Annotated in this window: 23 protein-coding genes and 1 tRNA gene; 12 read left to right on the plus strand and 12 right to left on the minus strand. The window is 63.9% G+C overall.

The window, feature by feature from the left end; translation table 11 throughout:
* Genes OVO38_RS10610 through OVO38_RS10630 form a run of 5 tightly spaced genes read left to right on the plus strand, consistent with a single transcriptional unit; the run spans position 1 to position 6,960 of the window.
* A complete protein-coding gene (locus tag OVO38_RS10610; RefSeq protein ID WP_267208463.1) occupies positions 1-1,554 on the plus strand; it encodes an ABC transporter substrate-binding protein in 1,554 nt (517 codons plus the stop codon).
* 4 nt (positions 1,555-1,558) lie between these two features.
* A complete protein-coding gene (locus OVO38_RS10615) occupies positions 1,559-2,503 on the plus strand; it encodes an ABC transporter permease (protein ID WP_095536871.1) in 945 nt (314 codons plus the stop codon).
* Between the two features lie 2 nt (positions 2,504-2,505).
* Positions 2,506-3,528 (plus strand): ABC transporter permease, encoded by a 1,023-nt coding sequence (locus OVO38_RS10620; protein WP_267208464.1) that lies wholly within the window; start codon positions 2,506-2,508, stop codon positions 3,526-3,528.
* Positions 3,525-5,171, plus strand: coding sequence for an ABC transporter ATP-binding protein (locus tag OVO38_RS10625; RefSeq protein WP_267208465.1), 1,647 nt, complete (start codon positions 3,525-3,527; stop codon positions 5,169-5,171). The genes OVO38_RS10620 and OVO38_RS10625 overlap by 4 nt, the downstream gene beginning before the upstream one ends.
* Before the next feature lie 52 nt (positions 5,172-5,223).
* On the plus strand, positions 5,224-6,960 hold the full coding sequence (locus OVO38_RS10630; RefSeq protein WP_267208466.1) for a choline/carnitine O-acyltransferase: 1,737 nt from the start codon (positions 5,224-5,226) through the stop codon (positions 6,958-6,960).
* Between the two features lie 5 nt (positions 6,961-6,965).
* On the opposite strand, the gene OVO38_RS10635 is transcribed toward OVO38_RS10630, so the two are convergent.
* The 3 genes from OVO38_RS10635 to rpsA all read right to left on the minus strand — a co-directional run bounded on the left by OVO38_RS10635 (position 6,966) and on the right by rpsA (position 9,554).
* Positions 6,966-7,340, minus strand: coding sequence for a DUF4259 domain-containing protein (locus OVO38_RS10635; protein ID WP_095536477.1), 375 nt, complete (start codon positions 7,338-7,340; stop codon positions 6,966-6,968).
* Positions 7,341-7,397: 57 nt separating this feature from the next.
* Positions 7,398-8,006, minus strand: coding sequence for a dephospho-CoA kinase (coaE, locus tag OVO38_RS10640; protein ID WP_267208467.1), 609 nt, complete (start codon positions 8,004-8,006; stop codon positions 7,398-7,400).
* Positions 8,007-8,090: 84 nt separating this feature from the next.
* Positions 8,091-9,554, minus strand: a complete 1,464-nt coding sequence (gene rpsA, locus OVO38_RS10645) for a 30S ribosomal protein S1 (RefSeq protein WP_095278821.1) — start codon at positions 9,552-9,554, stop codon at positions 8,091-8,093.
* Positions 9,555-9,766: 212 nt separating this feature from the next.
* Here rpsA and OVO38_RS10650 point away from each other — a divergent pair, with 212 nt between their 5' ends.
* Positions 9,767-10,534 (plus strand): class I SAM-dependent methyltransferase, encoded by a 768-nt coding sequence (locus OVO38_RS10650; RefSeq protein WP_267208468.1) that lies wholly within the window; start codon positions 9,767-9,769, stop codon positions 10,532-10,534.
* A 573-nt stretch (positions 10,535-11,107) separates the two neighbouring features.
* Here OVO38_RS10650 and polA read toward each other — a convergent pair.
* Entirely contained in the window at positions 11,108-13,750 is a 2,643-nt protein-coding gene (gene polA, locus OVO38_RS10655; protein WP_267208469.1) for a DNA polymerase I, read from the minus strand.
* 75 nt (positions 13,751-13,825) lie between these two features.
* On the opposite strand from polA, the gene OVO38_RS10660 reads away from it, so the two are divergent.
* Positions 13,826-13,899: transfer RNA gene (locus tag OVO38_RS10660), tRNA-Leu, on the plus strand.
* 244 nt (positions 13,900-14,143) lie between these two features.
* Here OVO38_RS10660 and OVO38_RS10665 read toward each other — a convergent pair.
* The 3 genes from OVO38_RS10665 to OVO38_RS10675 all read right to left on the minus strand — a co-directional run bounded on the left by OVO38_RS10665 (position 14,144) and on the right by OVO38_RS10675 (position 18,509).
* The gene (locus tag OVO38_RS10665; RefSeq protein ID WP_267208470.1) at positions 14,144-16,114 is read right to left on the minus strand and encodes a hypothetical protein; all 1,971 of its coding nucleotides are present in this window, start codon (positions 16,112-16,114) and stop codon (positions 14,144-14,146) included.
* A 101-nt stretch (positions 16,115-16,215) separates the two neighbouring features.
* On the minus strand, positions 16,216-17,190 hold the full coding sequence (locus OVO38_RS10670; RefSeq protein WP_267208471.1) for a site-specific integrase: 975 nt from the start codon (positions 17,188-17,190) through the stop codon (positions 16,216-16,218).
* 194 nt (positions 17,191-17,384) lie between these two features.
* Positions 17,385-18,509 (minus strand): hypothetical protein, encoded by a 1,125-nt coding sequence (locus OVO38_RS10675; RefSeq protein WP_267208472.1) that lies wholly within the window; start codon positions 18,507-18,509, stop codon positions 17,385-17,387.
* An 86-nt stretch (positions 18,510-18,595) separates the two neighbouring features.
* On the opposite strand from OVO38_RS10675, the gene OVO38_RS10680 reads away from it, so the two are divergent.
* The 3 genes from OVO38_RS10680 to OVO38_RS10690 all read left to right on the plus strand — a co-directional run bounded on the left by OVO38_RS10680 (position 18,596) and on the right by OVO38_RS10690 (position 19,927).
* The gene (locus tag OVO38_RS10680) at positions 18,596-18,934 is read left to right on the plus strand and encodes a helix-turn-helix domain-containing protein (protein ID WP_267208473.1); all 339 of its coding nucleotides are present in this window, start codon (positions 18,596-18,598) and stop codon (positions 18,932-18,934) included.
* A gap of 36 nt (positions 18,935-18,970) precedes the next feature.
* A complete protein-coding gene (locus OVO38_RS10685; RefSeq protein WP_267208474.1) occupies positions 18,971-19,267 on the plus strand; it encodes a helix-turn-helix domain-containing protein in 297 nt (98 codons plus the stop codon).
* Positions 19,268-19,567: 300 nt separating this feature from the next.
* The gene (locus OVO38_RS10690; RefSeq protein ID WP_070595330.1) at positions 19,568-19,927 is read left to right on the plus strand and encodes a VOC family protein; all 360 of its coding nucleotides are present in this window, start codon (positions 19,568-19,570) and stop codon (positions 19,925-19,927) included.
* A 43-nt stretch (positions 19,928-19,970) separates the two neighbouring features.
* Here OVO38_RS10690 and OVO38_RS10695 read toward each other — a convergent pair whose 3' ends face one another.
* Complete coding sequence (locus tag OVO38_RS10695; protein ID WP_267208475.1) at positions 19,971-20,270, minus strand: hypothetical protein; 300 nt, start codon at positions 20,268-20,270, stop codon at positions 19,971-19,973.
* 4 nt (positions 20,271-20,274) lie between these two features.
* On the opposite strand from OVO38_RS10695, the gene OVO38_RS10700 reads away from it, so the two are divergent.
* Entirely contained in the window at positions 20,275-20,583 is a 309-nt protein-coding gene (locus OVO38_RS10700; RefSeq protein ID WP_267208476.1) for a hypothetical protein, read from the plus strand.
* 794 nt (positions 20,584-21,377) lie between these two features.
* On the opposite strand, the gene OVO38_RS10705 is transcribed toward OVO38_RS10700, so the two are convergent.
* Together OVO38_RS10705 and OVO38_RS10710 are read right to left on the minus strand one after the other, a co-directional pair.
* Positions 21,378-21,650 carry a CPBP family intramembrane glutamic endopeptidase gene (locus tag OVO38_RS10705; RefSeq protein WP_167496759.1) on the minus strand — a complete coding sequence of 91 codons (273 nt, stop codon included), beginning with the start codon at positions 21,648-21,650 and terminating at the stop codon, positions 21,378-21,380.
* A complete protein-coding gene (locus OVO38_RS10710; protein ID WP_196823692.1) occupies positions 21,651-22,091 on the minus strand; it encodes a hypothetical protein in 441 nt (146 codons plus the stop codon).
* A gap of 96 nt (positions 22,092-22,187) precedes the next feature.
* Between OVO38_RS10710 and OVO38_RS10715 the strand changes: the two genes are divergently transcribed.
* Complete coding sequence (locus OVO38_RS10715; RefSeq protein ID WP_154878607.1) at positions 22,188-22,559, plus strand: hypothetical protein; 372 nt, start codon at positions 22,188-22,190, stop codon at positions 22,557-22,559.
* Between the two features lie 24 nt (positions 22,560-22,583).
* On the opposite strand, the gene OVO38_RS10720 is transcribed toward OVO38_RS10715, so the two are convergent.
* Positions 22,584-23,606: a DUF418 domain-containing protein gene (locus tag OVO38_RS10720; protein ID WP_154878608.1), complete on the minus strand. Its 1,023-nt coding sequence runs from the start codon at positions 23,604-23,606 to the stop codon at positions 22,584-22,586.
* Between the two features lie 55 nt (positions 23,607-23,661).
* On the minus strand, positions 23,662-24,244 hold a 583-nt coding region (locus OVO38_RS10725), incomplete at its 5' end, for an IS256 family transposase (RefSeq protein ID WP_267208477.1).

A 24,244-nucleotide genomic window follows, 5' to 3' on the forward strand; every position in this document is an offset into this window, starting at 1 on the left:
ATGTTGCAATTGAGCCGCAGGCAGCTGCTGCAGGCCACGGTGATGGGAGGCGCGACGCTCGCGCTCGCATCCTGTTCCACCGCACCCGTCGAAGAAATCGATATCTCCGGCCCGCCCAAGCAGGGCGGCACGCTGCGCATCGGACTCGTCGGCGGATCGTCCACGGATACCGTGGACGCGCACGTGCCCACCAGTACGAGCGACGCCGCGCGCGTGATCAATTTGTACGACGCGCTGGCGCGCCGCGACGACGACTACAACCTGGAGTACCGCCTCGCGGAGGCGATCGAGCCGAACGCGGACGCCACCGAATGGACGATCACGCTGCGCGAGGGCGCGCAGTTCTCCGACGGCCGCCCCGTCCGGCCCGAGGACGTCATGTTCTCCTACGACCGCATCCGCGACCCGCAGGACCCGAAGTCCGGCGCGGCCTCGATCTCCCACATCGACAGCATGGAGGTGCTGGACAACCGGCGGCTGCTCATTCGACTCGCGGTCGCGGACGCCGCGTTGGTCGATTCGCTCGCGGAGTACCAGATGGGCATCGTCCCCGAAGACTACGACCCGGAACACCCAATCGGCGCCGGCCCGTTCACGCTCGAGGACTTTACGGCGGGCCAGTCCACCACACTCGTGCGCAACGACAACTACTGGGCCGGCCCCGCGCACCTGGACGCGGTGCGCATCATCGACTTCCAGGAGGAGGACGCCATGCTCAACGCGTTGCTGTCTTCCCAGGTGGATGCGATCGGCAGCCTCAACCACGCGCTCGCCCGCGTCATCGATGAAGATCCGCGCCTGAGCACGCTCATCTCTGAAACCGGCATGTGGCTGCCGCTGACCATGCGCGTCGACGTCGCTCCGTTCGACGACGTCCGCGTGCGTCAGGCGATGCGCCTCGCGGTGAACCGGCAGCAGATGGTCGACCAGGTCTACTCCGGCCAGGGCCAGCTGGGCAACGACATGTTCGCGCTCTACGACGAGGCCTACCCCCGGGACTTCCCGCAACGAGAACAGGACGTGCAGAAGGCGAAGGAGCTGCTCGCGGAGGCCGGTTACCCGGACGGCATCGAGGTGGACCTGGTCACCTCCGAGATCCAGTCTGGCGCCGTGCGCACCGCCCAGGTCTTCGCCGAGCAGGCCCGCGAGGCAGGCATCACCGTCAACATCCAGCAGGTGGATTCCTCCACGTTCTACGCGTCCGGAAACTACCTGGAATACCCGCTCGCGCAGTCGTTCTGGTACACGCGCAACTTCCTTCAGCAGGTCAACCAGTGCGCCACGGCGGACTCCCCGTTCAACGAGACGCATTGGGTGCGCGAAGACTTCACCCAGCGGGTGCATGAGGCGCGCGCGATCGTCGATAAGCCCGAGCGCGAGGCACGCATCCGAGAACTACAGCAAGAGCTTTACGACGAAGGCGGCTACATCATCTGGGGCTTTGCCAACCAGGTCGACGCGTACCACAACTACGTGGTCGGGCTCACGCCGCACCCGAGCGGTGTGCCGCTGTCGCAAGCAATGTTCCACAAAATCTGGCTCGCGGAGGCATAACATCATGGGCAAATTCATTCTGCGCCGACTCGCGGTGAGCATCTTCATCCTCATCGCCGTGTCCATCATCATCTTCTGCGCCACGCTGCTGCTGCCGGGCTCCCCCGCCACGGCGATCCTCGGCCAGCAAGCCACGCCAGAGCGCATCGCCGCGCTGGAGGCCGAGATGAACCTGGACAAGCCACCGCTGCAGCGCTACTTCATGTGGCTCGGCGGCATCTTCACCGGGGACCTGGGGACCTCGACGTCCACCGGCGGCCCGGTCGCGGACTTGCTCGGCGAGCCGCTGGCCAACTCGCTCGTGCTCATGGTGCTCGCGGCCGTCGTGGCCATCCCAGTTGGCATCCTGGTTGGCATCTACGCCGCCTGGTGGCGCGGCACCAAGCGCGACCAGGCGATCACGTGGGTGACGCTGATCCTCGCCGCCATGCCGGAGTTTGTCATCGGTATCGCGCTGATCACGCTGTTTGCCACCTCCGTGTTCAAGGTGCTCCCGGCGGTCACGATGTCCCCGCCCGGCAGCCACGTCTGGGAATTCCCGTCCCAGCTCATCCTGCCCACGATCACGCTCGCGCTGGTGGTCAGCCCGTACATCGCGCGCATGACCCGCGCGACGATGGTGGAAACGCTGGACTCCGGCTACGTCGAGATGGCGCGTCTGAAGGGCGTGCCCGAGCGGCGCGTCATCTTCCGTCACGCGCTGCCACACGCGGTCGGGCCGATCGCGCAGGTGGTGGCCATCCAGCTTGCGTGGCTCGCCGGCGGCATCGTCGTCGTAGAGTACCTGTTCCGCTACCCCGGCTTGGGCGTCGCGCTCATTGACGCCGTGAATTACCGCGACGTCCAAGTCGTGCAAGCCGTGTCCCTCCTGATCGCCGCCGTCTACGTCGTGGTGAACCTCATCGCGGACATCGTCAGCATTACGGCCAACCCGAAACTGAGGAGCTAGCAATGACCACACCGAATACCACCGGTGCCCACAGCACCGCAGGCAACGAGCCCGCTGACGAGTTCGAGACGCTCAAGGAATCCGCGTCCAAGCCCGCGCCGGTGCTCGCCCGCATCTGGGCAATTCCCGAGGGCAAGGTCGGGCTCGTGCTCACCTCCCTCATCGTCGTATGCACCGTCATCGGCTACCTCTTCGCGGAGCAGCTCACCGGCTACTCCACCACCGAGTTCCTCGGGCTGCCGTTCACCGGCGAGGGCACGTTCGGCACGGACAACCTCGGCCGTTCGGTCTTCTCACGTTTCATCGCCGGCGGCTTGGTCCTGCTGGTCACCGCGTTTTTGGCCACCGCGCTCGGCATGCTCGTCGGCACGCTCATCGGCATGGTCGCCGGCTACGCGGGCGGTTGGGTCGACGCAGTCCTCATGCGCATCAACGACGTCGTGCTCGCCTTCCCCCAGCTCATCTTCGCCATGCTGGCGATCGTCATCTTCGGCCCCTCCGCCACGGTACTCGTGCTGGTGATCGGGCTCACCCACGCGCCGCGCATCGCCCGCGTCGCCCGCGCGTCCACAATGTCGGTGACCAACGAGGACTACATCCGCGCCGCCCAGATGTACTCCATGCCTCACTGGCGCATCCTGCTCCGCGAGATCCTGTCCAACATCACCGGCCCCCTCGCCGTCGAAGCCGGACTGCGACTCACCTACTCCATCGGCTCCATCGCCTCGCTGTCCTTCCTCGGTCTAGGCATCCAGCCGCCCGCCGCGGACTGGGGCTTGATGATCAACGAGAACCGCATCGCACTTTCGCTCCAGCCCTGGGGCGTCATCTTGCCGGTCGCGGCCATCGCGCTGCTCACCATCGGCACCAACATGCTTGCCGACGCCACCGCGCGCGCCACCGCGTCCACCGCCATGCCCGCGCGCCCCACGCCCGAGCAGCTCGACGCCGCGCGGAGGCCGAAGAACGAGCCCATCCGCCACGACGCACCTACCGCCACCGAGTCCGAGGAGGCCCAACGATGACCACCGCGATCACCACCCCCGCCGACGCCGCCGGCACCGTACTGAGCGTCCGCGACCTGCGCATCCGCGCCAACGACGGCACCGAGATCTTGCACGGCATTGACTTTGAGCTCCATCGCGGCGAGATTGTCGGCCTGGTCGGCGAGTCCGGCTCCGGCAAGACCACGGCGGGTCTCGCCGCGCTCGGCCACTGCCGCGAGGGCCTTTCGCTTACCGACGGCACCGTCACCCTCCACACCCGCAACGGCGACACCGTCGACGTCCTCGAGCTCGGCGAGGACGACTTGCGCCAGCTGCGCGGAGCCCGGGTCGCCTACGTGCCCCAAGACCCCGCGCTGAGCCTCAACCCCACCATGCGGATCGGCGAGCAGATCTCCGAGGTGCTGGACCAGCACAACTACGACGGGGACGCCGCCGCGCGCGTCCGCGAAGTCATGCGGGACGTCGACCTGCCCGACGACGACGCGTACCTCGCGCGCTGGCCCCACCAGCTCTCCGGCGGCCAGCAGCAGCGCGTCGGCATCGCGATGGCGTTTGCGATGCACCCCGACGTGCTCGTCCTCGACGAGCCCACCACCGGCCTCGACGTCTCGACCCAGGCGCACGTGTTGGAAACGATCCGCGAGATGACCGTCCGCCACGCCGTCGCCTCGCTCTACATCACGCACGATCTCGCCGTCGTCGCGGAGCTGGTCGACCGCGTCATCGTCATGCTCCGCGGCGACATCGTGGAGGAAGGCCCCGTCCAATCGGTCCTGTACTCCCCGCAGCACCGCTACACCCAGCGGCTGCTCGCCTCCATCCCGGACCTCGCGGGGAAGAAGAACCTCGCCGGGCGCGAGGCGGGCGGCGCGGACAAGGGTGGCGCGGGGGCGTCGATAAGCAAGGGCCCGGCCCCGCTCCTGCAGGTCCGCAACCTGGAGATGTCCTACGGCGACAACAAGGTGCTCCACGGCATCGACCTCGAGCTCAACGAGGGCGACTCGATCCTGCTGCTCGGCGAGTCTGGGTCGGGCAAAACCACCCTCGCGCGCTCCATCGCGGGGCTGAATCCCGGGTACACCGGCACGGTCGCGCTCGGGGGCGAGGAACTCGCGCACGGTAGCCGCAAGCGCACGCTGGACCAGCGCCAGGCGGTGCAGTACATCTTCCAGTCCCCGTTCTCCTCGCTGAACCCGCGGCGCACGATCGGCGAGTCGCTGAGCGTGCCGATGCAGCTGTCGAAGCGCCTGCCCAAGCGCGAGCAGCGCGACGTGGTGTACGAGGTACTCGAGGCCGTGCAGCTCGACCCCAGCTTCTACGACCGCCGGCCCGGCGACCTCTCCGGCGGCGAGCGCCAGCGCGCGGCGATCGGCCGCGCCCTGGTCAACGCCCCGTCCGTGCTCGTGTGCGACGAGGTGACCTCCGCGCTCGACGTTTCCGTGCAGGCCTCCATCCTGCGCCTGCTGGCCAAGCTGCGCCGCGAGCGGGGCCTGTCCATGCTCTTTGTCACCCACAACATCGCGCTTGCCCGCCACGTAGCCACGCGGATCGCGGTGCTGAACAAGGGCGTGATCGTGGATGCCGGCACCGTCGACGAGGTCCTGGAGAACCCGCAGCACGACTACACCAAGCACCTGCTCGCGGACGTCCCCTCGCTGTAGCGGCCCGCTAGGCTGGTGGATGATCTGACCCCAGCCTAGGAAGCGAGCCGCCGTGCACTCCTTGCCAGTCCACCCCGCCACCGTCGACCTCAAGCCGCTGCCCCTGCCGCCGCTCGGGCAGACACTCGGGGCATACCGCACCGCACTCTCCGCGGTACTCAGCGAGGAGGATCTCGCCCACGCCACTCGCGTCATCGAGGGTTTCGCGCAGGGCGATGGGCCGCTTCTCGACGCCACCCTGCGCGACCGTGCCGCCGCCCGCGAGAAGGAAGGCACGAACTGGCTGCACGACGAGTGGTACGAGGGGTACCTGGAAAACCGGGAGCCACTGCAGCTGAGCACGAACGTCGGGTTCCAGCTCGCGCCCTTCGGCGAAGGCACCGGCACGAGCCGGGTTGCCAGCGCCGTGCAACGCATCGCCACTGTGCACCTGCAGGTCGCGGCGCAGCAGGTTCCCGAAGACGTGGACGCGCGTGGCAACCGCATCACCATGAACCAGTGGTTTGTCTACAACGGCGGCGTCCGCCACCCGAACGTCGACGTGGACGGCGTCACTGTATGCGATCGCGACGTCGCGGATCGGGAAATCGGCGTGTTCGTGCGCGGTCGCCTCTTCGCCCTGCCAATCAGCGACTCTGCCGGCAACGTCGCGCCGCTTGACCAACTTTCCGCGGCGTTCGACGAGCTGCTGGCCACCGATGAGGCCGCCGACTTCAACGCCGACTTCAACGCTGCGTCGCTGATCGGGTCCGGCCCGCTTGGCGACGCCCTCTCGGGCCTCTTCACGCAGAACCCCGGCACCTACGCGCGCCTCCGCGACCTGTTGTTCACCGTGGACCTCGTGGACGCCGCGGGCCGCAGCGACGCCGCGCTCCTGGCGGACCTGACGTTCCGCCCGCGCGGCGCTTGGACCTACAAGCCGCTGAGCTACCAGTTCGGGGTGGACAGCCCGTGGACCGCAGTCCACGTCGAGCACAGCTGCCAGGACGGGGCGACACTGGTCACGGCGCTTACGCGGATGCACGACGCCGACGTCACCGAGTCCGCGTCGATGACCGCGCGTGCCCCGCAGGAGCTGCGCTGGGAGTTAGACAGCAACATCTCGGACATTGCGCGCGAGGTGCGCTCGTACACCAACATCACCGGCGACGACGCGCAACCGTACACCGCCGAGATCGTCGCCGTAGACATCAACCAACCGGACGACCTACCGTTGAAGTTCAGCCGCGACGCGAGCGCACAGCTCATCCTGTCCATCGCGCAGCAGCTCACCTACGGCCGCGTGCGTGCGGTGTACGAGGCCGTTGACATGCGCGAGTTCCGCGCCGGCCGCACCGAGTGCCTGCGCGCGGCGACCCCCGAGGCCGTCGCCTTCGCCCGCCACCTGGTGGACGGCGATGCCACCCAGGAGCAGCTCGTGGCCGCTGTCGACGCCCACCGCGCGTGGGTGAAGCGTTGCAAGTCCGGTAACGGGTTTGACCGCCACATTCAGATGCTCGAGCGCCTCGACGAACGGTTGCCCCCGGCGGAGTTCTTCACCGACGAGACCACCATCGCGGCGCGCCAGGACTTCCTCTCAACCACCTCGATCGGCGGCGCGGACCAGATCGTGCGGTACGCCTTCGCGCCGACGCTGCCCGAGGGCTTCGGCGTGGCCTACACGCCGCTGCCGAAGGCCACCGAGTACTGCGTGTCCTTCAACGCGGACACCGCGGAGCGGCCCGAGGAGTTTCTCCGTAACCTCAAGCGCGCCGCCGAGCTGCTCTGGGAGTTCTGCGCGGACCTCTAGCGGGGCTACGCGTCGGCGAAACCCGTAAACCCCGTGGCGCGGCGCGTCGCCGCCAGCCACTGCTCGAGCTCGCCGGCGTCGAGCCATTGCTCGTACAAGTCGGAGTCGGGCGAGGACATCAGCTCACGGACCTGGTGCTCCAGCCAGCGTCGGTCGCGGAACGAAAATTCAAACGCCAGAGCCTCGTGGAACTCTTCGGAGGGCAGGTTGCCGTTCATCACGGCAACGAGGGCGACGACGACCTCGGCCTGGCCCGAATCAAGGGGCAGCTCGCGGCAGGCGAAGCGGAACTTATCCATGCGGAACGTGCCATTGGCAAGCTGACGCACGGCGTCGCGCGCGTGGTCATTATCAAACGGCCCATAGTTCCACGTTCCCATGACCAGTGAGCTTAAGACCGGCTGGTTGCAGGTTGCTTTCCGTAAAGCGAACAATACTTAAACGTCAAGCAATATGTTGGTAATCCGGTTTGCCAACGTGTCTACCTGCTGTGCAAGTTTGTCCTCCGTGCCGTTATTATCCAGCACCACGTCTGCCGCTGCGCGGCGCTCGGCGTCCGGAATTTGCCGCGCGATGCGGTTGCGCGCGTCGGCCTCATCCAGCCCGCGGTGCGCCACCAGGCGCCGCACGCGCTCCTCCGGATTCACGTCCACCACGACGGTCATGTCCATGTCCTGGTCCATGCCGAGTTCCACGAGCAGCGGCATGTCGTACACCGCTGCCCGCTCCCCAGCCGCTTCCAGCGCGGCGAACCTGCGGGCGGATTCCGCGCGGATCGCTGGGTGGGTGATGGCGTTGAGTCGCTGTGTCGCCTCCTCCGAGGCGAATGCGCGGCGGGCCAGTTCCGCCCGGTCCAGCGCGCCGTCCGGCCCGAGCAGGTCGGCGCCGAACTCCTCCGCCACTGCGGCGAGGACGGACGAGCCGGGTTCCATGTTGTCGCGGGCCACCTGGTCGGCGTCAACGACGGGAAAGCCACGCTGGCGCATAAGCGCCGCGACCGTAGACTTGCCGCTGCCGATGCCGCCGGTCAATCCGATCATGTACATGTGCACCAATGATAGAGCAAAGCGGCCCGCGCCCCGTCGATAAGCGACTGGGTGCGGGCCGCCGTGCGACCTCACATGGAGGATTTAGTTGCCGGTGAGCTTGTCGCGCAGTGCGGCGAGCTGCTCATCCGAAGCCAGGGAGCCCATGGACGACTCTGCCGGCTCCGCTGCCGGAGCTGCAGCGTTGGAGTCGGAAGAGTAGTTTGCCTGGTCTGCTGCCTGGTCGGCGGCCTCTGCGGCTGCGGCGCGGTGACGCTCCACCTGGCCGGCGTGCGCCTGGTGGCGACGCTCTGCCTCGGCGTAGCGTGCCTCCCACTCCTGGCGAGCTTCGTCGTAGCCTTCCATCCACTCGTTGGTCTCCGGGTCGAAGCCCTCCGGGAAGATGTAGTTGCCCTGCTCGTCGTAGGAGTCGGCCATGCCGTAGCGGGACGGATCAAACTCCTCGGTGAAGTCCTCGTCAGCCTGCTTGAGGGACAGGGAGATGCGGCGACGGTCCAGGTCGATGTCGATGACCTTGACCATGACCTCTTCGCCCACGTTGACAACCTGGTCCGGCACCTCGACGTGGCGCTGCGCCAGCTCGGAGATGTGGACGAGGCCCTCGATACCCTCGTCGACGCGAACGAACGCACCGAACGGGACGAGCTTGGTGACCTTGCCCGGGACGATCTGGCCCACGGCGTGGGTGCGTGCGAACACGCGCCACGGATCCTCCTGGGTTGCCTTCAGGGACAGGGACACGCGCTCGCGGTCCAGGTCCACGTCGAGCACCTCGACGGTGACCTCGTCGCCCACGGTGACAACCTCGGACGGGTGGTCGATGTGCTTCCAGGACAGCTCGGACACGTGGACCAGGCCGTCGACGCCGCCAAGATCGACGAAGGCGCCGAAGTTGACGATGGAGGACACGACGCCCTTGCGGACCTGGCCCTTCTGCAGCTGGTGCAGGAAGTCGGAGCGGACCGCGGACTGGGTCTCCTCCAGGTAGGCGCGGCGGGACAGCACGACGTTGTTGCGGTGCTTGTCCAGCTCGATGATCTTCGCCTCGAGCTCCTGGCCGATGTACGGCTCCAGGTCGCGGACGCGACGCATCTCAACCAGCGATGCCGGCAGGAAGCCGCGCAGGCCGATGTCCAGGATGAGGCCGCCCTTGACAACCTCGATGACCGTACCGGTAACCGGCTGGTCGTTGTTCTGCAGCTCCTCGATGGTGCCCCAAGCACGCTCGTACTGAGCGCGCTTCTTGGACAGAATCAGGCGACCTTCCTTGTCCTCCTTGGTCAGGACAAGCGCGTCGATCTCGTCGCCGACCTCGACAACCTCGTCCGGGTCGACGTCGTGCTTGATGGACAGCTCGCGCGTCGGGATGACGCCCTCGGTCTTGTAGCCGATGTCAAGGAGGACCTCGTCGTGGTCAACCTTGACAACCTTGCCGCTGACGATGTCACCGTCGTTGAAGTACTTGATGGTGGCGTCGACTGCAGCGAGAAATTCCTCAGGGCCACCAATGTCATTGATAGCAACCTGGGGTGCGTTAGTAGTGCGCATAAGTATATGTGCTCCGAAATGAATAGGAGATCGAAATTGGACAGGGGCGCATCTCTCCACCCAGTTCACCTTCCAATGGGGGGCTTGACGTGGGAAAGATCTCGCGCGAGGATCGACCCAGGCCCTCCTATTACGGCCGGTGTCGCCCCGATACGTCGATGCGCCCCTGCAAGGGTAGTCCGTTTCACCTGCTTAAGCAAATAATATCCGTCATGCACAATTCCGATCATTCGCTTATCGACGCCACCGTCACCCCCTCCGCGGCAAACCGCCAATTCTGGGACGATGACGCGGCACGCTACCACGCCGATCACGCGGCGTACCTGTCAAGTTTCTACTGGTGCCCGGAGATGCTCCACGAGTCGGAGGCACGCCTCCTCGGCGACCTCGCCGGGCGCAGCGTGCTGGAGATCGGGTGCGGCTCCGCCCCGTGCAGCGCGTGGCTTGCTCGCCCCGAGCAAGCCACCGGTTTTGTCACGGGATTCGACATTTCCGCGGGCATGTTGCGCCGCGCGCCCACCGGACTCCCCCTCGCACAAGCGGACGTGCTCGCCCTCCCGTACCGCGACGCCGCCTTCGACGTCGCATTCTCCGCCTTCGGCGCGCTGCCGTTCGTCGCCGACCTCGACGTGGCCCTCTCCGAGATCCGCCGCGTCCTGCGCCCCGGCGCACGCTTCGTCTTCAGCGTCACGCACCCCATGCGCTGGGTCTTCCCCGACGACCCCGTCTCCACCACCGCCGAGATCAGCTACTTCGACCGCGCTTACGAGGAGCGCGACGCCGAGGGCCGATTGACCTACGCGGAATACCACCGCACGTTCGGCGACTGGGTCCGCGCCCTCCGTACAGCGGGACTGCCGCTTGTCGACGTCACCGAGCCAACCTGGCCGCCCACCCTCACAGAAACCTGGGGGCAGTGGTCACCGGAGCGCGGCGCGCTCTTCCCGGGCACAGCCATCTTCGCTACCCAGGCGGTCTAAGCTTCACTTCCCACACTCTCAGCTTCTCCCCGAACCCAACACCCCCATATAGGGGCAATTGGACCGCTCCTTGAAGTGAGATGACCATTTACCGCTTTTCCGAGAAAATCGACCTATACACAGCCAACCTGCAGGTCAAGATATTTCCACATCGTGAGACTCGTCATAAAATATAAATGCTTCTTCATACCTGAGTTTCACGTAAGGCGAACCCGGCAATTCGCTCACAACATGTTAAACTCGCTCTTGGTTTTCGAAGCTCGCCCCTCTGGTAAGGGAAGACCACTGAGGCGGGAAAAACATCGAAAACCCTTCCCCGCTCACAGGGGGTTTAAGTGAAAAGGGAAGCACAGCGTGGTGGAGGGGGTTCGCCACGCGATCGGGGGGAAGGGGGATGCAGCATTCCCCGGAATGCTGCGCGAGAGGCGGGCACGAGATTAACGGCCCTGGTGCCCGCCTCCTCGTCCCTCAGCGGCGGCTCTGCCCGCAGCTGAGCGCGAAAGGCGCGGGGTGAACTGCACGGAGACGGCTCACCCCGCGATTTTCCGTGTGTTTCCGCGATTTTCCGTGCGTTTAGTGCGCCGCCTCGTTCCAGTTCGTGCCCGTGCCGGCGGAAACCTCGAGCGGCACCAGCAGCGAGATCGCCCTATCCATTTCTCGCTCGACGATCCCGCGCACCTCGTCGAGCTCACCCGCAGCAACCTCGACGACAAGTTCGTCGTGCACCTGGAGCAGCACCCGCGACTGATAGCCCGCGAGCGCCCTGTCGACGCGGACCATCGCAACCTTAATGATGTCCGCAGCCGTCCCCTGGATCGGCGCGTTGAGCGCCGCGCGCTCCGCGTTCTCGCGCGCGACCCGGTTATCACTGTTCAGCTCAGGCAGGTAGCGGCGGCGGCCGAACAGGGTTGAGGTGTAGCCGTCGCGCCGCGCCTGCTCGACCACCTCATCCAGGTAGCGCTTCACGCCGCCGAAGCGCTCGAAGTAGCTCTCCATGATCTGCTTCGCTTCGCCCGCTGAGATGCCCAGCTGGTTCGACAGCCCGTAGGCCGACAGCCCGTACACCAGGCCGTAGCTCATCGCCTTCACGCGACGGCGCAACTCGGGCGTGACCTGGTCGATCGGCACGTCGAAGACGCGCGAGCCCACGAAGTTGTGGAGGTCCTCCCCCGCCTTGTACGCCTCGATGAGGCCCTCGTCGCGCGACAGGTGCGCCATCACGCGCATCTCAATCTGCGAGTAGTCGGCCGTCAGCAGGCATTCGTAGCCCTCGCCGACCCTGAAGGCGGAGCGGATTTCGCGGCCCGCGTCTGTCCGCACCGGGATGTTTTGCAGGTTCGGGTCCGCGGAGCTGAGCCTGCCTGTCGACGCCACCGTCTGCTTGAACGTCGTGTGGATCCGGCCGTCGTCGCCGACCGCCTTGATGAGGCCCTCGATGGTGGACTTCATCTTTTGGTACTCGCGGTGCAGCAGCAGGTAGTCAAGGAACTCGTGCGGGTGCTTCTCCGCCAGCGCCTCGATTTCCGACGCCGCCGTCGAGTACCCCGTCTTCGTCTTCTTCGTCTTCGGCAGCTCGAGCTTGTCAAAGAGCACCACGGAGAGCTGCTTCGGGCTGGACAGGTTGAGCTCGGGCTCGTCGACAAGCTCGCGCGCCTTCTCCTCCACCTGGGTGACCTTGTCGGCGAAGTCCTTACGCTGCGCCTCGAGCACGTCGCGGTCTACGGCGATGCCGGTGTGCTCCATCTCGGCGAGGATTGGCACCAGAGGGAGTTCCAGGTCCGCGTAGAGCTCGTACTCCGCGATGTCGCGCAGCTGCGTGGTGAGTTCCTCGGCGAGCTCGAGGACGGCCGCGGCGGCGTCGATAAGCGAGGTGTCCTCGAGCAGACTCAACTGGTCCCCACCCACGGTGAGCTGGCGCTGCAGGTGACGCTGGTAGACGTCCTCGAGGCCGTACGTGCGCTGGCCGGGCCGCAGCAGGTAGGCCGCGATCGCCGTGTCGTGCGCGATCCCGCGCAGCTCGATCTCGCGCCCGCGCAGCATGTGGTACGCGCCCTTCGCGTCGTGGAGGTACTTCGGGTCCTCCGACTCCAGCCAGGCTTTGAGCGCCGCGTCCTCGGCCGGGGAAAGCTCGGCAGTGTCTCGCTGGATGCCGTGCCTTTGCTTATCGACGATCCCCAGCCCCGTCACATCACCACCCGCCGGCACCGCGGAACCAGCCAGGTACACGGCGAGCCCCTCCCCGCGGCGGGCCTCGAGCCAGGAGTCCAGCGGCTCGTCCGCAATCTCGACATCCGCGAGCTCCACCGGCGCCTGTTGCTCGGCCGCATCGCCCTCGGTCGGCACGGCCTTGAGCACACGCTCGCGCAGGTTGGCACCGAACTCCAGGTCATCGAACGCCTTGGCAACCTCCCCCACGTCCGCGGTTGTCAGCGCCAGCTCGTCCGGGCCGACCGGCAGCTCGACGTCCGTGACCATTTGGGTGAGCTCGCGGTTGAGCTGCACCTGCTCGATGCGTTCGCGGAAGTTGTTCCCCGCCACGCCCTTGATCTCGTCGGCGTGGGCGATGAGCTCCGCGAGCGAGCCATACTTCACGATCCACTTCGTCGCGGTCTTCTCGCCCACCTTCGGCACGCTCGGCAGGTTGTCCGACGGGTCTCCACGCAGCGCCGCGTAGTCCGGGTACTGCTCAGGCGTGAGGCCGTACTTCTTCTCCACCTCTTCCGGGGTGAAGCGGGTGAGCGTGGAGACGCCGCGGGTTGGGTAGAGCACGGTCGTGTGGGCGTCGACAAGCTGCAAATAGTCGCGGTCACCGGTGACGATGACGATTTCGTAGTCGCCGCGCGCCTGGGTGACCAGCGTGGCGACGATGTCGTCGGCCTCGAAGTTCTCCTTCGACAGCGTGACAATCCCCAGAGTGTGCAGCACGTCCTCGATGATCGGGACCTGGCCCTTGAACTCCGGCGGCGCCGACTCGCGCTGCGCCTTGTACTCCGGGAAGCGCTCCGTGCGGAACGTCTTGCGGCCGACGTCAAAGGCGACCGCGACGTGCGTCGGGGCCTCGTCGGCGAGGATGTTGGCAAACATGGAGAGGAAGCCGTACACCGCGTTCGTGTGCTGCCCGCCCGTGGTGGAGAAGTTCTCCGCCGGCAGGGCGTAGAAGGCGCGGAAGGCCATGGAGTGGCCGTCGATGAGCAGGAGGCGTTTTTGATCAGTCACGGTGCACCAGTCTAGCGACCGCCCACGCCACGCAATTTCCAGATCCTCGCGCACATCCGCTACACTTTTCCGCGAGCCCCAGTAGCCCAATTGGCAGAGGCAACGGATTCAAAACCCGTCCAGTGTGAGTTCGAGTCTCACCTGGGGCACGCTGTGAAGTGGGGGTTTCGGAAAACTTTTCGAAAGAGTTCGGAAAACTTTTTCCGGAACCCCCTTTTCTCTTATCTTGGCGACGAAGAGTCTTTTTATGTGGCCTTTTCTCCCCTCATCAATGCCAAAACGCTCCAAAACTGACACCGATTCGTCAATTCCGGAGCGTTTTTCATTATTCGGACACGACTTCTAGGCCGCGGCCCTCCAGAACTCTTTTCTGGCGGCTTGCGGCCTGCGATTTTACGCAGCAACTGGCGGAGCGTTCGGGAACGTACCGGCAATTGACCTCTCACTCCTCTTGCGGTCGAGGTCGTCGCGACGGCCGCGCGGTGTCGGGTCATTGTCGGTGCTGCCCTCGTCAAACCAAGACGAGTCGGAGGCCAGCAACAGCACGTTTACGGCGACACAGGAAATCGCGGTCGCCAACAGCTGACCAGCCCAGCCTCGCATCAGACGCACGGTCGAGTCCCCGATGCCAATGCCTCGCGAGTTCTTCAACTTGTCGTTGCGCGACTCAATGGTGTTGCGCTGTCCGTACACGGCCTGCCACTCCGGCGTACCGTACGCCGGCCCCTGCTGCAACCAACGGGCACCGTCCTCGACGCTGTTCTTGATGGTCACCGAGGCCTGTCGGCAAATCGCGGGTGGTGCAGCAGAAAAACCGGACACGTCAGAAATAGTCAGCTCAATCCGCTGCTTAGCAGTAGGCTTCTCATCCCCTCGTGGCACTAAGGCACAAGCAAGGGCCGATCCAGGAGCCTTGACCGGGCACCGGAAACGGCGGTCACCGGCACTGTTCTTGGTGCCTTTTGTGGCGAGCGCGAATCGCTTCCTCCCCTCCAGTCGGACCATGTACGTCTCGTAGTCGATCTGCCCCGCCTCGTACTGCGAGTGCGGGTCGATCAGCCCAGGGAAAGACTGAATTCCCGGTGAATAGAGACCTCCGTCAATGACCACCACGCCGGACGGCAAAACGGTTTGCAGTCCACGCTCCTTATCCTTGTAGTCGAACACGAGGTCATAGCCTTGTTCGCGCAGCGGAATGTGCATGCCCTCGGGCTTTTGCGCTGGGTACAAACGGTCGAAGAGCATGAAACCGCGGGGTAATTCCGGCCTCTCAGTGACATTCTGAAGCGCTTCCCACAACCGCTCCGTCGGGTTGACACCCGGACGGTGGAAGCCCATGCCAATAATCAACCCCGGGTTGCCACCCCGCTCCGCAAACCCCGGCCCGGTCATCGCAGCGAGAGTCGCCTCGAAACCCCACGCGTAGGTGCCACCCTTCACGTCCGGTCGCTCGCCGTCATGGTCGCCGGTCTCCTTGTGGTGCCAGCCGGCCACAGGAGTCGAGGCCATGAGCGCGCTCTCTGGCACGGAGCCGTTCTTGAGCCTCTTCTTGCTCGGGTTACCTCGCTTCGAGACCTGGAGAGAGGTGCCGTCAATGGCGACCGTGCCGTCCCACTCAGCGAAGACTTCCGGGGACATAAGTTCGATGCTGGCCCAGATGAGTCGGGTCGTGAACTCTGTTCCGCGAGCGCGGCGTGCCTCACGGAAGGCAGCGGTCTCATCGTCATCTTCGACGTCGAGTTCCCCGCCCGGGACTAGGTCGAGCCACTCGCCGACGGTGTAGCGCTCTCGCAGTCGGATCTCCGGGTACGGCTCCATGGTCTCGCGGGTCACCCAGAGCGTGTACCAGACGCGGTCAGCCCAACGCTTTCGCACCTTACGGCGCTCGCGCTTGTCCTTTACGTCGAACTCCTCCTCTTCCAAGCCGAGCAGGTCCCAGATTGCAGGCGTAAGACCGAATGCGATAGTGCGGCCCATGTCCTGGAAGTGCTGCGCTTGGCGTTGGATAGCCAGCAGAAGCCAGAGCGTCAACGCCGCGTGGATCGACACCTTAAGGCGCCGCCCACCGCGGTTCGTAATGAGCCCGTCCTCGACGCGCCACTGCTCCACGAGGCCTACAACACCGGAGCGATCCACAATGTCCCAGGCCAACTTCACCGTGGAGTAAACTTCGCGCCTTTGCTCTATATACAGCCAGTCGCGGTCTTTCGCCTTCTCCTCGCGCGCTTCGAGCTCCGTCTCGGACGGGGCGACTAGAGCCTCGTCCCAGGCCTTCTTCCGCTTCTTCGACGGCGCCGTCGCCTCGGCCTTCGCCCAGTGCTGGCGCACCTGCTCGTACCAGTCGCTGGCAATGTGCTGGGACATTGTGGTTCACCTCCTCTCGCGGGTGTTTTTGGCAATGAAAAACTCGTCCTGGGTGCTCACCAGGGGTTTTGTGGACTAATGGATAGTTGGTTCTGGGACGCTTACGCCCCGCCTCGGATCACGGTGAGGGAAGCCCGATTCGTCTCTCGGCTCGGACCTCCGTGCAGCAGCGACCTTGCTTCTCGCGCTGTTGTCTGAGCCTCGTTGACCAGGAACTTCCGGTAATGCTGCAAGTCGCTCAAGCCCGCGGCTTCAATCACCGCGGACTCCGGAACGCCCCGGCGGACTTGGGTGACAATCCAGGTCGTGCGGGCGCGTGCCATATCCACAGACAGCGACGGGCGGTGCGACCTTTTGAGGAACAAGGCGACAGTGCCGGCACCTTCGGTCGTTCGTTCCGGGCGGAACAGCCAAGCCTCGCCGCTTGTCGAGCGCTCTACGGCCTCTCGAATCGGCTGCGCCCATTCGTGGTCTACGGGTACAAAACGCTTGCTTGCCCCGCGGTAGCCCGACGGGCACACCACCGTCCCGAGGTCATCCGTCTCGACATCCGCAGCGGTAAGCGTTGCGACCTCTCCGGAGCGCAGACCCGCGCCGAGGGTCAACGCCAGGAGCAGGTTCGCTTGCTGACGGCGCCGAACGGTCGCCTCGCCGTCCGCCCAATGCCGAAGGCGCGTCACCTCTTCCGGCGAATACGGCGCGGATTTCTTATCGGTGCCGTACTGAGGTCTTTCTCTCGGCGTGTCGTAGTGCCGGTGAGCGGCCTGGCCGACAACGCGAAGCAATGACCTGGTCGTGCCTTGGACGTGGGTGCTGTACCCAGACTGGTCTACGTAAGCGTTGACTGTGGCTTCGGTAAACACGGTCTCGACCGAGACTTCCCGTCCTGTCATCGAAACGTAGTCCGCGAGTCGGGCGACGGTGCGCAAGGCAGCACGAACTTTGTCCGCGCTCCAGTTATCCGTCACGGCAGCCGAAACGGCGTCCGTAACGAAGTCTCGGACCGCGTCCCAGCGGGGCTTCGGCAGGACCGTTGGGGTGTAACCGGCAATGACCTCATGTGGTGTGGTGGGCATGGCGATTCTTCCTTGTCCGCACACGCCGTATGTGGTGGTGGCGTGGGCTATCTCCTTGGTGGGATGAGATAGCCCCAGCCTGGGACGACACCGATAGGTCGTCAAGGTCCGAAAACGGCGCTTGAGCCGTTTTGACCCGTCCCACCCTGACAGCACCATTAGCGAAGATACCGCACTTGAAGTGTACGTTTGCGTCATGTTGCACCCCCGTCGATAACTTCAAAACGAGTATTTTCTGTACTTTTTTGTTCACCCGTCCGGGGGTGAACATCTAGGTCTTGTGCCGCCTTCGGCCCTCCGAAACCGGCTCTTGAGCCGTCCCCGCCCCAGTGGCCCACCGCCCCGGCGCTCGACGCTAGACCAGGCCAGTTGACGTACGGGTCGGTCAGCGCCTCGACATGGTCCTCGACAGTGTCGGTTCGTTCGGGGTTCACTCGTACAAGGCGTTCGAACTCTCCGATATGCGTCGTGCCAATAGCGGCGACAGCCACCTCTCGTGGCACCGCGCGGATAACATGCACCGCCCACGTCGCGCGGAGCCGGCGAAGCGAGACCGTGAATTTTCTTCCGCGGTTAAGTTCTTTCTTGACCAGGTCATTGATGTCCCCGTACGGCAGCAGCCGCTCGCCTGGGTCTTTCGACTCGGCCACCGCGGCGAGCCCCGGTCCGAAAGCCGACGCGACGGGAATCTCCGGGGCGTAACCAGCGCCTCGAAGTCGCTCGACATTTACCCGCACCACCCCGTCACGCACCGTCACGTCGCCGGCGAGGATGGTCTCCATGCCGTCGCAGATTCCCGCACCGAGGCCAAGGGCGAGCACTGTGAAGGCCTGCTCGCGCTTCGTCGCTGTAGTCTGCGACTGCACCCAATGGCGGAGCGCGTCGAAGTCGTTTGTCTCGTACGGCTTAGCCTGTTCTTTCGGTTCACGCTGGCGCAGGCTTAACGTCTCGCCGGTGAGTGTCATGGTGACCTTGTTGAGGTACGACCGAAGCACCGCGGTGTCCCGGTGTGTTCGTTCTAGGTCGTTCATTGCCGCGCGGCAAATGTCCGTATCGAGCACCGTTTCGCGGGTCACCGGCCGGCCGACGCGGTGGCAGTACTCGGCGACATGGGTGAGCGCCCTGAGATACTTCGAGACCTCGCTGTGGCGGGTCTGCCGCAGATGGAATCGCTCGGCACCGCCCTTTTCGAACGCCTCTAGGGCGGTTTCTCTCACTACTGCCGCTACCGTTGCCCAAGTGGTGTCGCTGACAAACTTGGGCGTATATCCGACGACGCGGTGCTCGACATACTCGCGTTCTTGCAGGGTTAGCGACATGGGCTGACCCCCTTACGGGACAGTGCAGTACCCCCGCAACGGCCACCGCTGCGGAGACCGCCTCGGCCGCCGGTACGGTGAAGACCATGTCCACCTACCCGCCGCCGCGCGAGGCCTACCCCGAGTGGCCCGATGTCGAGACTGAGGCGCTGCCGCCCGTCTACGCCAAGGCAATGAGCATGCGTGAGTCGCTCGTCCGCGAGATTGAGCGGTATATCGAACGGGGGTGGGCAGCGTCGCAGAAAGACTTCGCTGAGCGGGCCGGCATTGGAGAGACAGTCCTTCGTCGCTGGATTTCCGGCGAGCGGTGGCCGGCACTTCACACCGTCGCGGCGGCCGAGGCGATGCTCGAAACGAGTCTCTGGCCGCACCAAGTCTCCCGCAAGCCTCACCTGCGGTCGAAGGGCGGGTACGACTACCCCTAGCAGCGCGTTCGATGTTCCCGGCGCTACGGTGGTGACATGGTGAGACCGAAGCCCAGCAGTCCCGCGAGCTTGTACCCCGGCTGGCCCGACAGCCTCGACGTGACCGCGCCCGAGCACAAGATGATCCAGGCCATGGTTATTAACCTCAGGCGTGAACGAAACCGCTACCGAAGCGTCAAAGGGGTCGCGGAGCAGTCCGGCGTCGCCGCCTCGACTATCTCGGACATCCTCAATGGCAACACTTGGCCGTCGCTGGAGACCGTGGCCAGGCTCGAAGTCGGACTCGGTGTGCGTCTTTGGCCGGGGGTAAAGACCACCCGCGGAAATACGTAGTTCGTTTTGCATACCTCCACCGTGTCGCGGGAAGAGGCAAACACCAGCAGAAAATAGTGGGGGTAATTCACTACGCCGTAATGAGACGACAAGTCGTCTCGAAACGGTGAGACGAAATAATCCGGTACGCCGTACATAAGTTTTGTGTAGCCATGAATGCACTTGCGCTGCTCAGTCCGTCTTCCTCAGTACGGATTGTGGTACTGGTGGCATGTATTGATTCCCGAAACCCAGATTCCTATGGGTCCACCGATGTCCCAGGTAACGTGAACAGAACAATCTTGAGTTTGGAGGAAGAAAATGAACCGCGAACTGGTTTTCATCGTCTACGTCAGCGACATCCAGAAATCGGTTGACTTCTACAGGGCTTTGCTCGAAATCGAAACGACTTTTGAAACACCGCGTTACGTCACTTTCGGGTTAGCGGAAGGTGTTGCCCTGGCCTTGTGGACTGGAGAGTCATCAACTCTGGTGGGCGAACCAGTACGTACTTCGGAAGTTTGTCTGAATGTCACGGCAGAGCAGGTGCAGGAAACTTACGACGCCTGGGTGGCGAAGGGTGTTCGCATCATCGAAGAGCCGCACGAGGACGTATTTGGCACGACTTTCGTCGTTGCTGACCCTGACGGGAATCGCGTTCGGGTCGCGCCAATCGACTAATCATTCATAAGCCAGGTGCGCCTAGAGGTCCACGAGAAGACCGTTACTTGTAGTCGTACCCGTGTTTCTCGTACACGGCCTCCGCGCTTACCGCCTCGGCCACCGCCGCGCGAACCGCTTCGGACTTCAAGTCGAGCACCTTCAGCGACTCGGTGTCCGCACCGGAGACCGACTCGATACGCACGAAACGGTCCCCGTACTGCTCGGCGTAGCGGGCAAGGCCGCGCAGTTTGCCTAAAGCGTCACCGAGGTACGCACCGTGCGGGTCCACAATGGAGGCGCGCATACTACCTTCGCCGTCGCGGAGGAAGAACACGAAGTCCGGCTGTACCGACCGCCACACGGGCTTGCTCACCTTCGAAGCCGACGCTGACCCGAAGCGGCTGACGAAGCACGAGCGTCTCAACCTTGTGCCTTCTCGGCAGTTTGATTTGCAAGAGCTGCTCGCGCCAGACGCGCCTTCCGAGGACATCGCGCGAGTCAAGAAGGACACGCTGTTCACCGAAGGCACTTGGGAAATCTGGGACCCTACCGGCACTGAGCTGCTTGGCCGCGCTAAGTCGTATGAGACGGGCAAGCACATTGTGCTCCGGCTGCGAGGCGAGGGGTTGAATGCCGTCCTCACCAAAACCACCCGCACGTTCCATACCGTCTAGCAGACCCTACTTCTCAACCCGCCTGGCCTGAGGCAAGCACCTTGGCCGGGCGGGTTTCGCGTTCGAGGTAGTCGTGCGACAGCGTCTATCCATTGACTCCGAACGGGCAGAGGCCACTCAAACCGCCACACGACACGAGAGCCGCTGCGGGGTGCGCGGCGACAGACAGACAGCCAGTCATGGCGCCAGGACTGTCTCGGTTGGCAAATCTGGGTTGAAACCGTGTGTCAGCCGGCCGGAGACATGAAGCAGTAGCCGTTTCGGTTTCCGCTGCGTGGGGGCTACTTTCGGGTGCAGGCTAGGATGAATTTGGAACTAAACAGAGAAAGTCGTGGAACTAAGTCTGGAACTAGGCCGCATCTGTAGTGGTCACGGAGTTTTCCGAAACCCCCGTTGTCTCGAAACATCGCTGTCGGTGGTGGGTCGAGACTTCGTTATTTTCCCTGATCGCGAGACTAAGCAGCTGAGGCAGTGAACTTCCGGACCAGGATCCGGGACCCGCGCACTCGCGAGGTGAGGCCGCGTTGACTGCGCCTTTCCCAAGCATCCAAAGGGCTAACCCGATGAAGATCGAGCCGGTACCCATGTCAACGAAGTGACCATACCGGGCCAGCAATCGAGAAAAGTCATCCACCGACAGCGCAAACCCGGCTGACATCACAAAGCCTACGGCCACGAGGGCGAGAGGATGACCACAATCCATTCCGATCTGCGCGACATCGGGCCCAGGTACTGCTACTGCAGCTGCGAACACGCCGATTAACGCGAGAAAAACGCAGAATGTCGTCACACGATCACTGCAAAGCCATGAGCGCGACCAGGAGCAGGAACAAGTTGTTGACAAGGTGCAAAATCAGCCCAGCCCACAGGGATTTGTGGCGTCTTGTCACCAGTGCGCAGCCCAAGCCGAACAGTGTCGCGTAGAGGATCACCGATGGGAAGACGTGAGCAAGACCGAAAGTCAAGGAGCTCAGCAGCACACTCAGGACTGCGGGCTCTACGGTGTCGAAATAGCTCATGAGCAGGCGCCTGAAGACGAGCTCTTCGAAGAAGGGGCCGAGAAGCACCTAGGTCGCAAGCGCGAGGAGTATGCCCAGGCCGTCCTCGAGTGGCGGATTTGAAGTCTCATTGTCCAACCCGAGTAAAGATCCGAAGAAGCCAGCGCCAATGGATGCGAGCAACATGATGCACGGCACTTCCCACATCAGATGCCTACCGTCGCCGCGCAGAGGATGAAATCCCAGCGCAATCCCTCGACGCTTCATATACAGAACGAGCGCCGCTGTCGCGAGTGCAATGCTCAATCCAACAGCGACAGGAAATAGGGCCAGAAGTCGGTTGTCTCCAACACCCAATTCACGCAATGCAAGCAGCACTCCGAGCGGGACAGCGACCAACGCAGCCGTCAACAAGAGACCGATGAGTGCGTCTCGCAGTTGAATGTTTTGCCCAGTGCTGTCAATGATCCTAGTCGAACCTCCTGGGCTGCTTCCGATATTGCCAGTCATTCCACTGCAGATACTTGGCTGGACTCAAAGACAGCTCCAAGAACACCGCGCTTTGGCTGCGCCGCATCAACAGGCCCTGTGTCACACTGTAGCTCTGTGAAGGTATTTCCCATCAACGACGGCAATTGGATGACACCGCATAGCGCCGGGGACACCCATCTTCTCCAGCCGACCTATTACGTGTTCTTTTGGGCCAGCGATGCGGACTGGGAAGACGTGCACATCCGTGAGGGTTTCAAGCTCATTGGCGCCAAGGATGTCGTAGAGGCGATCAGCTGGGAGCAGCAGCATGCGAACGGCCGCATGGCAGCGACGTTGCTTCCTGTGTCTCAAAAGATGGATACCGGCAGACACTACCGTGAGCTCTACCTTGTGCACGGAACGTATCCGCAGGAGTCTGAGCGCCCAAGCGAACCCGATTTCGCTTGGGAGATGTTCACGCCAGACCCCGAACCCGAATCCAACTAAACACGCCGCGTGGCAGCACGGGCGCTACGCGGCGTGTGCTCCGCTGCGCGAGCCGAACGCGTCCCACGTCAACCAGCGCCAGGCCTTTTCTAAAGGGCCCTGCCCGAATGCCCGCAACCAGACGGTGCTGATCACCGCTTGCGCAATGAGCATCACGATCACGACCAGCCAGGCCGTGACAAAGTCGGCGTCGCTCGCGTTGTCCTGCGCTGGAGGAATGCCCAGCAGCGGCCGAGCGGCGAGGATGATGAAGGTCGCGCCGATGTAGTTCGTCAGCGCCATGCGGCCAAGGGGCGCGAATACGGCTGCGAGTGCGTCACGCAGCGGGGTTCGAAGCATTACCAGTACGAGCGCTACCCATGTCGCAGCGAGAATGAAACCCGCGACAGAAGAAAGCGGGGTGAACCCTGCGCGAGCACGATCCTGGTATTGGAGGAACCCGGTGACCAAGGTCAGGGGTACCAACAGCAGGAGTGCGAGCGCGGCGGGCCGGGGGTTGATATCCAAGCGTTGCGGTAGGCCCCATTCGGCGGCTGCGAACCCGAGCAGCAGCAGCCCCGGAATGAGCAGCGTCCCGCCGAAGTAGACGCCGATGAGTGTGAGTATGACACCGAGCACTGTCGCGATTGGTCGCCTTCTCGTCTCGGGGAGGAATGTCAGCGGCAGCAGGAAGATCAAGCTAGAGAATGCGTAGTGCATCAGTGCCTCGCCCGGGTGCACCAGCGCGTGCAGGAATCCAAGGATGAGCAGTGGGATGAGTCGGCGCAGCAGCACGACCCACTCGCGGCGCTGCCTACGCCGTGCAGAACGCACGATCATTGCGAACCCGATGCCGAAGAGGAAGGTGAATACCGGGAAGAAGCGCTCATGCGCGAGGAGGTTGCGCAATGTCCACGCGATGGAGTCTTGCGTTGATGCGGGAAACATCATCCACAATTGGGTGATGTTGACAAAGGCGATGCCACATAAAGCGATGCCACGGATGACATCGAGTGAGAGCAGTCGTTCCTGTGCAGGCGTGGCGGTGGTGATAGTCAACGGAGGCATAAGCTGCGTGGTCCTTTCTTGAGGGTGTCCGATTCTTTGTGTGCGGGGGTTTGGTTTACAGGTAGTCCGCGAATCGGTCGGGATATGCCACGGCTAGTTGGTTGATGGCTTGTTTCCACCCGGTAGCTTTCGCTCCTTCAATATAGCCGTTGCATTCGATGTCGCGTTTTGCTTTCTTCGCTCGCTGGGCAGCGCGCTTGTCCTCGATGTTGCAGATCATCAGCCACAGCGTTTTCAGCGCCGCAGTATCGTTCGGGAACTGCCCGCGGTTACGGGTAGCTTTACGCAATTCAGCGTTGAGCGATTCGATCGAATTAGTGGTGTAGAGCACCCTGCGTGCCGCAGGCGGGAACTGCAGAAACGGCACGAACCGCTCCCAGGCGTCGCGCCAGACTTTGACCGATTGCGGGTAGCGGCGACCTAGCTCAGAGGCTTCGAACGCGTCCAAGGCGGCACGGGCGGTGTCCTCGTTGGCGGCCGTGTAGACCTCACGTAGCGCACGGGAGACACCTTTGCGGTCCTGATAGGACACCCACCGGTTCGCAGCTCGAATCAGGTGCACGATGCAGGTCTGCACCATGGAATTCGGCCAGGTTGCCTCTACTGCTTCCGGCAGGCCTTTGAGCCCGTCGCAGCAC

Source organism: Corynebacterium sp. Marseille-P8863, assembly GCF_946902955.1.
GTDB classification, from domain to species: Bacteria; Actinomycetota; Actinomycetes; order Mycobacteriales; family Mycobacteriaceae; genus Corynebacterium; species Corynebacterium gottingense.

Excerpts from the sequence above, each read along its gene's own strand:
- OVO38_RS10610 (WP_267208463.1), top strand. The coding sequence starts at position 1 with ATGTTGCAATTGAGCCGCAGGCAGCTGCTGCAGGCCACGGTGATGGGA.
- OVO38_RS10615 (WP_095536871.1), top strand. The coding sequence starts at position 1,559 with ATGGGCAAATTCATTCTGCGCCGACTCGCGGTGAGCATCTTCATCCTC.
- OVO38_RS10620 (WP_267208464.1), top strand. The coding sequence starts at position 2,506 with ATGACCACACCGAATACCACCGGTGCCCACAGCACCGCAGGCAACGAG.
- OVO38_RS10625 (WP_267208465.1), top strand. The coding sequence starts at position 3,525 with ATGACCACCGCGATCACCACCCCCGCCGACGCCGCCGGCACCGTACTG.
- OVO38_RS10635 (WP_095536477.1), bottom strand. The coding sequence starts at position 7,340 with ATGGGAACGTGGAACTATGGGCCGTTTGATAATGACCACGCGCGCGAC.
- coaE (WP_267208467.1), bottom strand. The coding sequence starts at position 8,006 with ATGTACATGATCGGATTGACCGGCGGCATCGGCAGCGGCAAGTCTACG.
- rpsA (WP_095278821.1), bottom strand. The coding sequence starts at position 9,554 with ATGCGCACTACTAACGCACCCCAGGTTGCTATCAATGACATTGGTGGC.
- OVO38_RS10650 (WP_267208468.1), top strand. The coding sequence starts at position 9,767 with ATGCACAATTCCGATCATTCGCTTATCGACGCCACCGTCACCCCCTCC.
- OVO38_RS10665 (WP_267208470.1), bottom strand. The coding sequence starts at position 16,114 with ATGTCCCAGCACATTGCCAGCGACTGGTACGAGCAGGTGCGCCAGCAC.
- OVO38_RS10670 (WP_267208471.1), bottom strand. The coding sequence starts at position 17,190 with ATGCCCACCACACCACATGAGGTCATTGCCGGTTACACCCCAACGGTC.
- OVO38_RS10675 (WP_267208472.1), bottom strand. The coding sequence starts at position 18,509 with ATGTCGCTAACCCTGCAAGAACGCGAGTATGTCGAGCACCGCGTCGTC.
- OVO38_RS10680 (WP_267208473.1), top strand. The coding sequence starts at position 18,596 with ATGTCCACCTACCCGCCGCCGCGCGAGGCCTACCCCGAGTGGCCCGAT.
- OVO38_RS10685 (WP_267208474.1), top strand. The coding sequence starts at position 18,971 with ATGGTGAGACCGAAGCCCAGCAGTCCCGCGAGCTTGTACCCCGGCTGG.
- OVO38_RS10690 (WP_070595330.1), top strand. The coding sequence starts at position 19,568 with ATGAACCGCGAACTGGTTTTCATCGTCTACGTCAGCGACATCCAGAAA.
- OVO38_RS10710 (WP_196823692.1), bottom strand. The coding sequence starts at position 22,091 with ATGACTGGCAATATCGGAAGCAGCCCAGGAGGTTCGACTAGGATCATT.
- OVO38_RS10720 (WP_154878608.1), bottom strand. The coding sequence starts at position 23,606 with ATGCCTCCGTTGACTATCACCACCGCCACGCCTGCACAGGAACGACTG.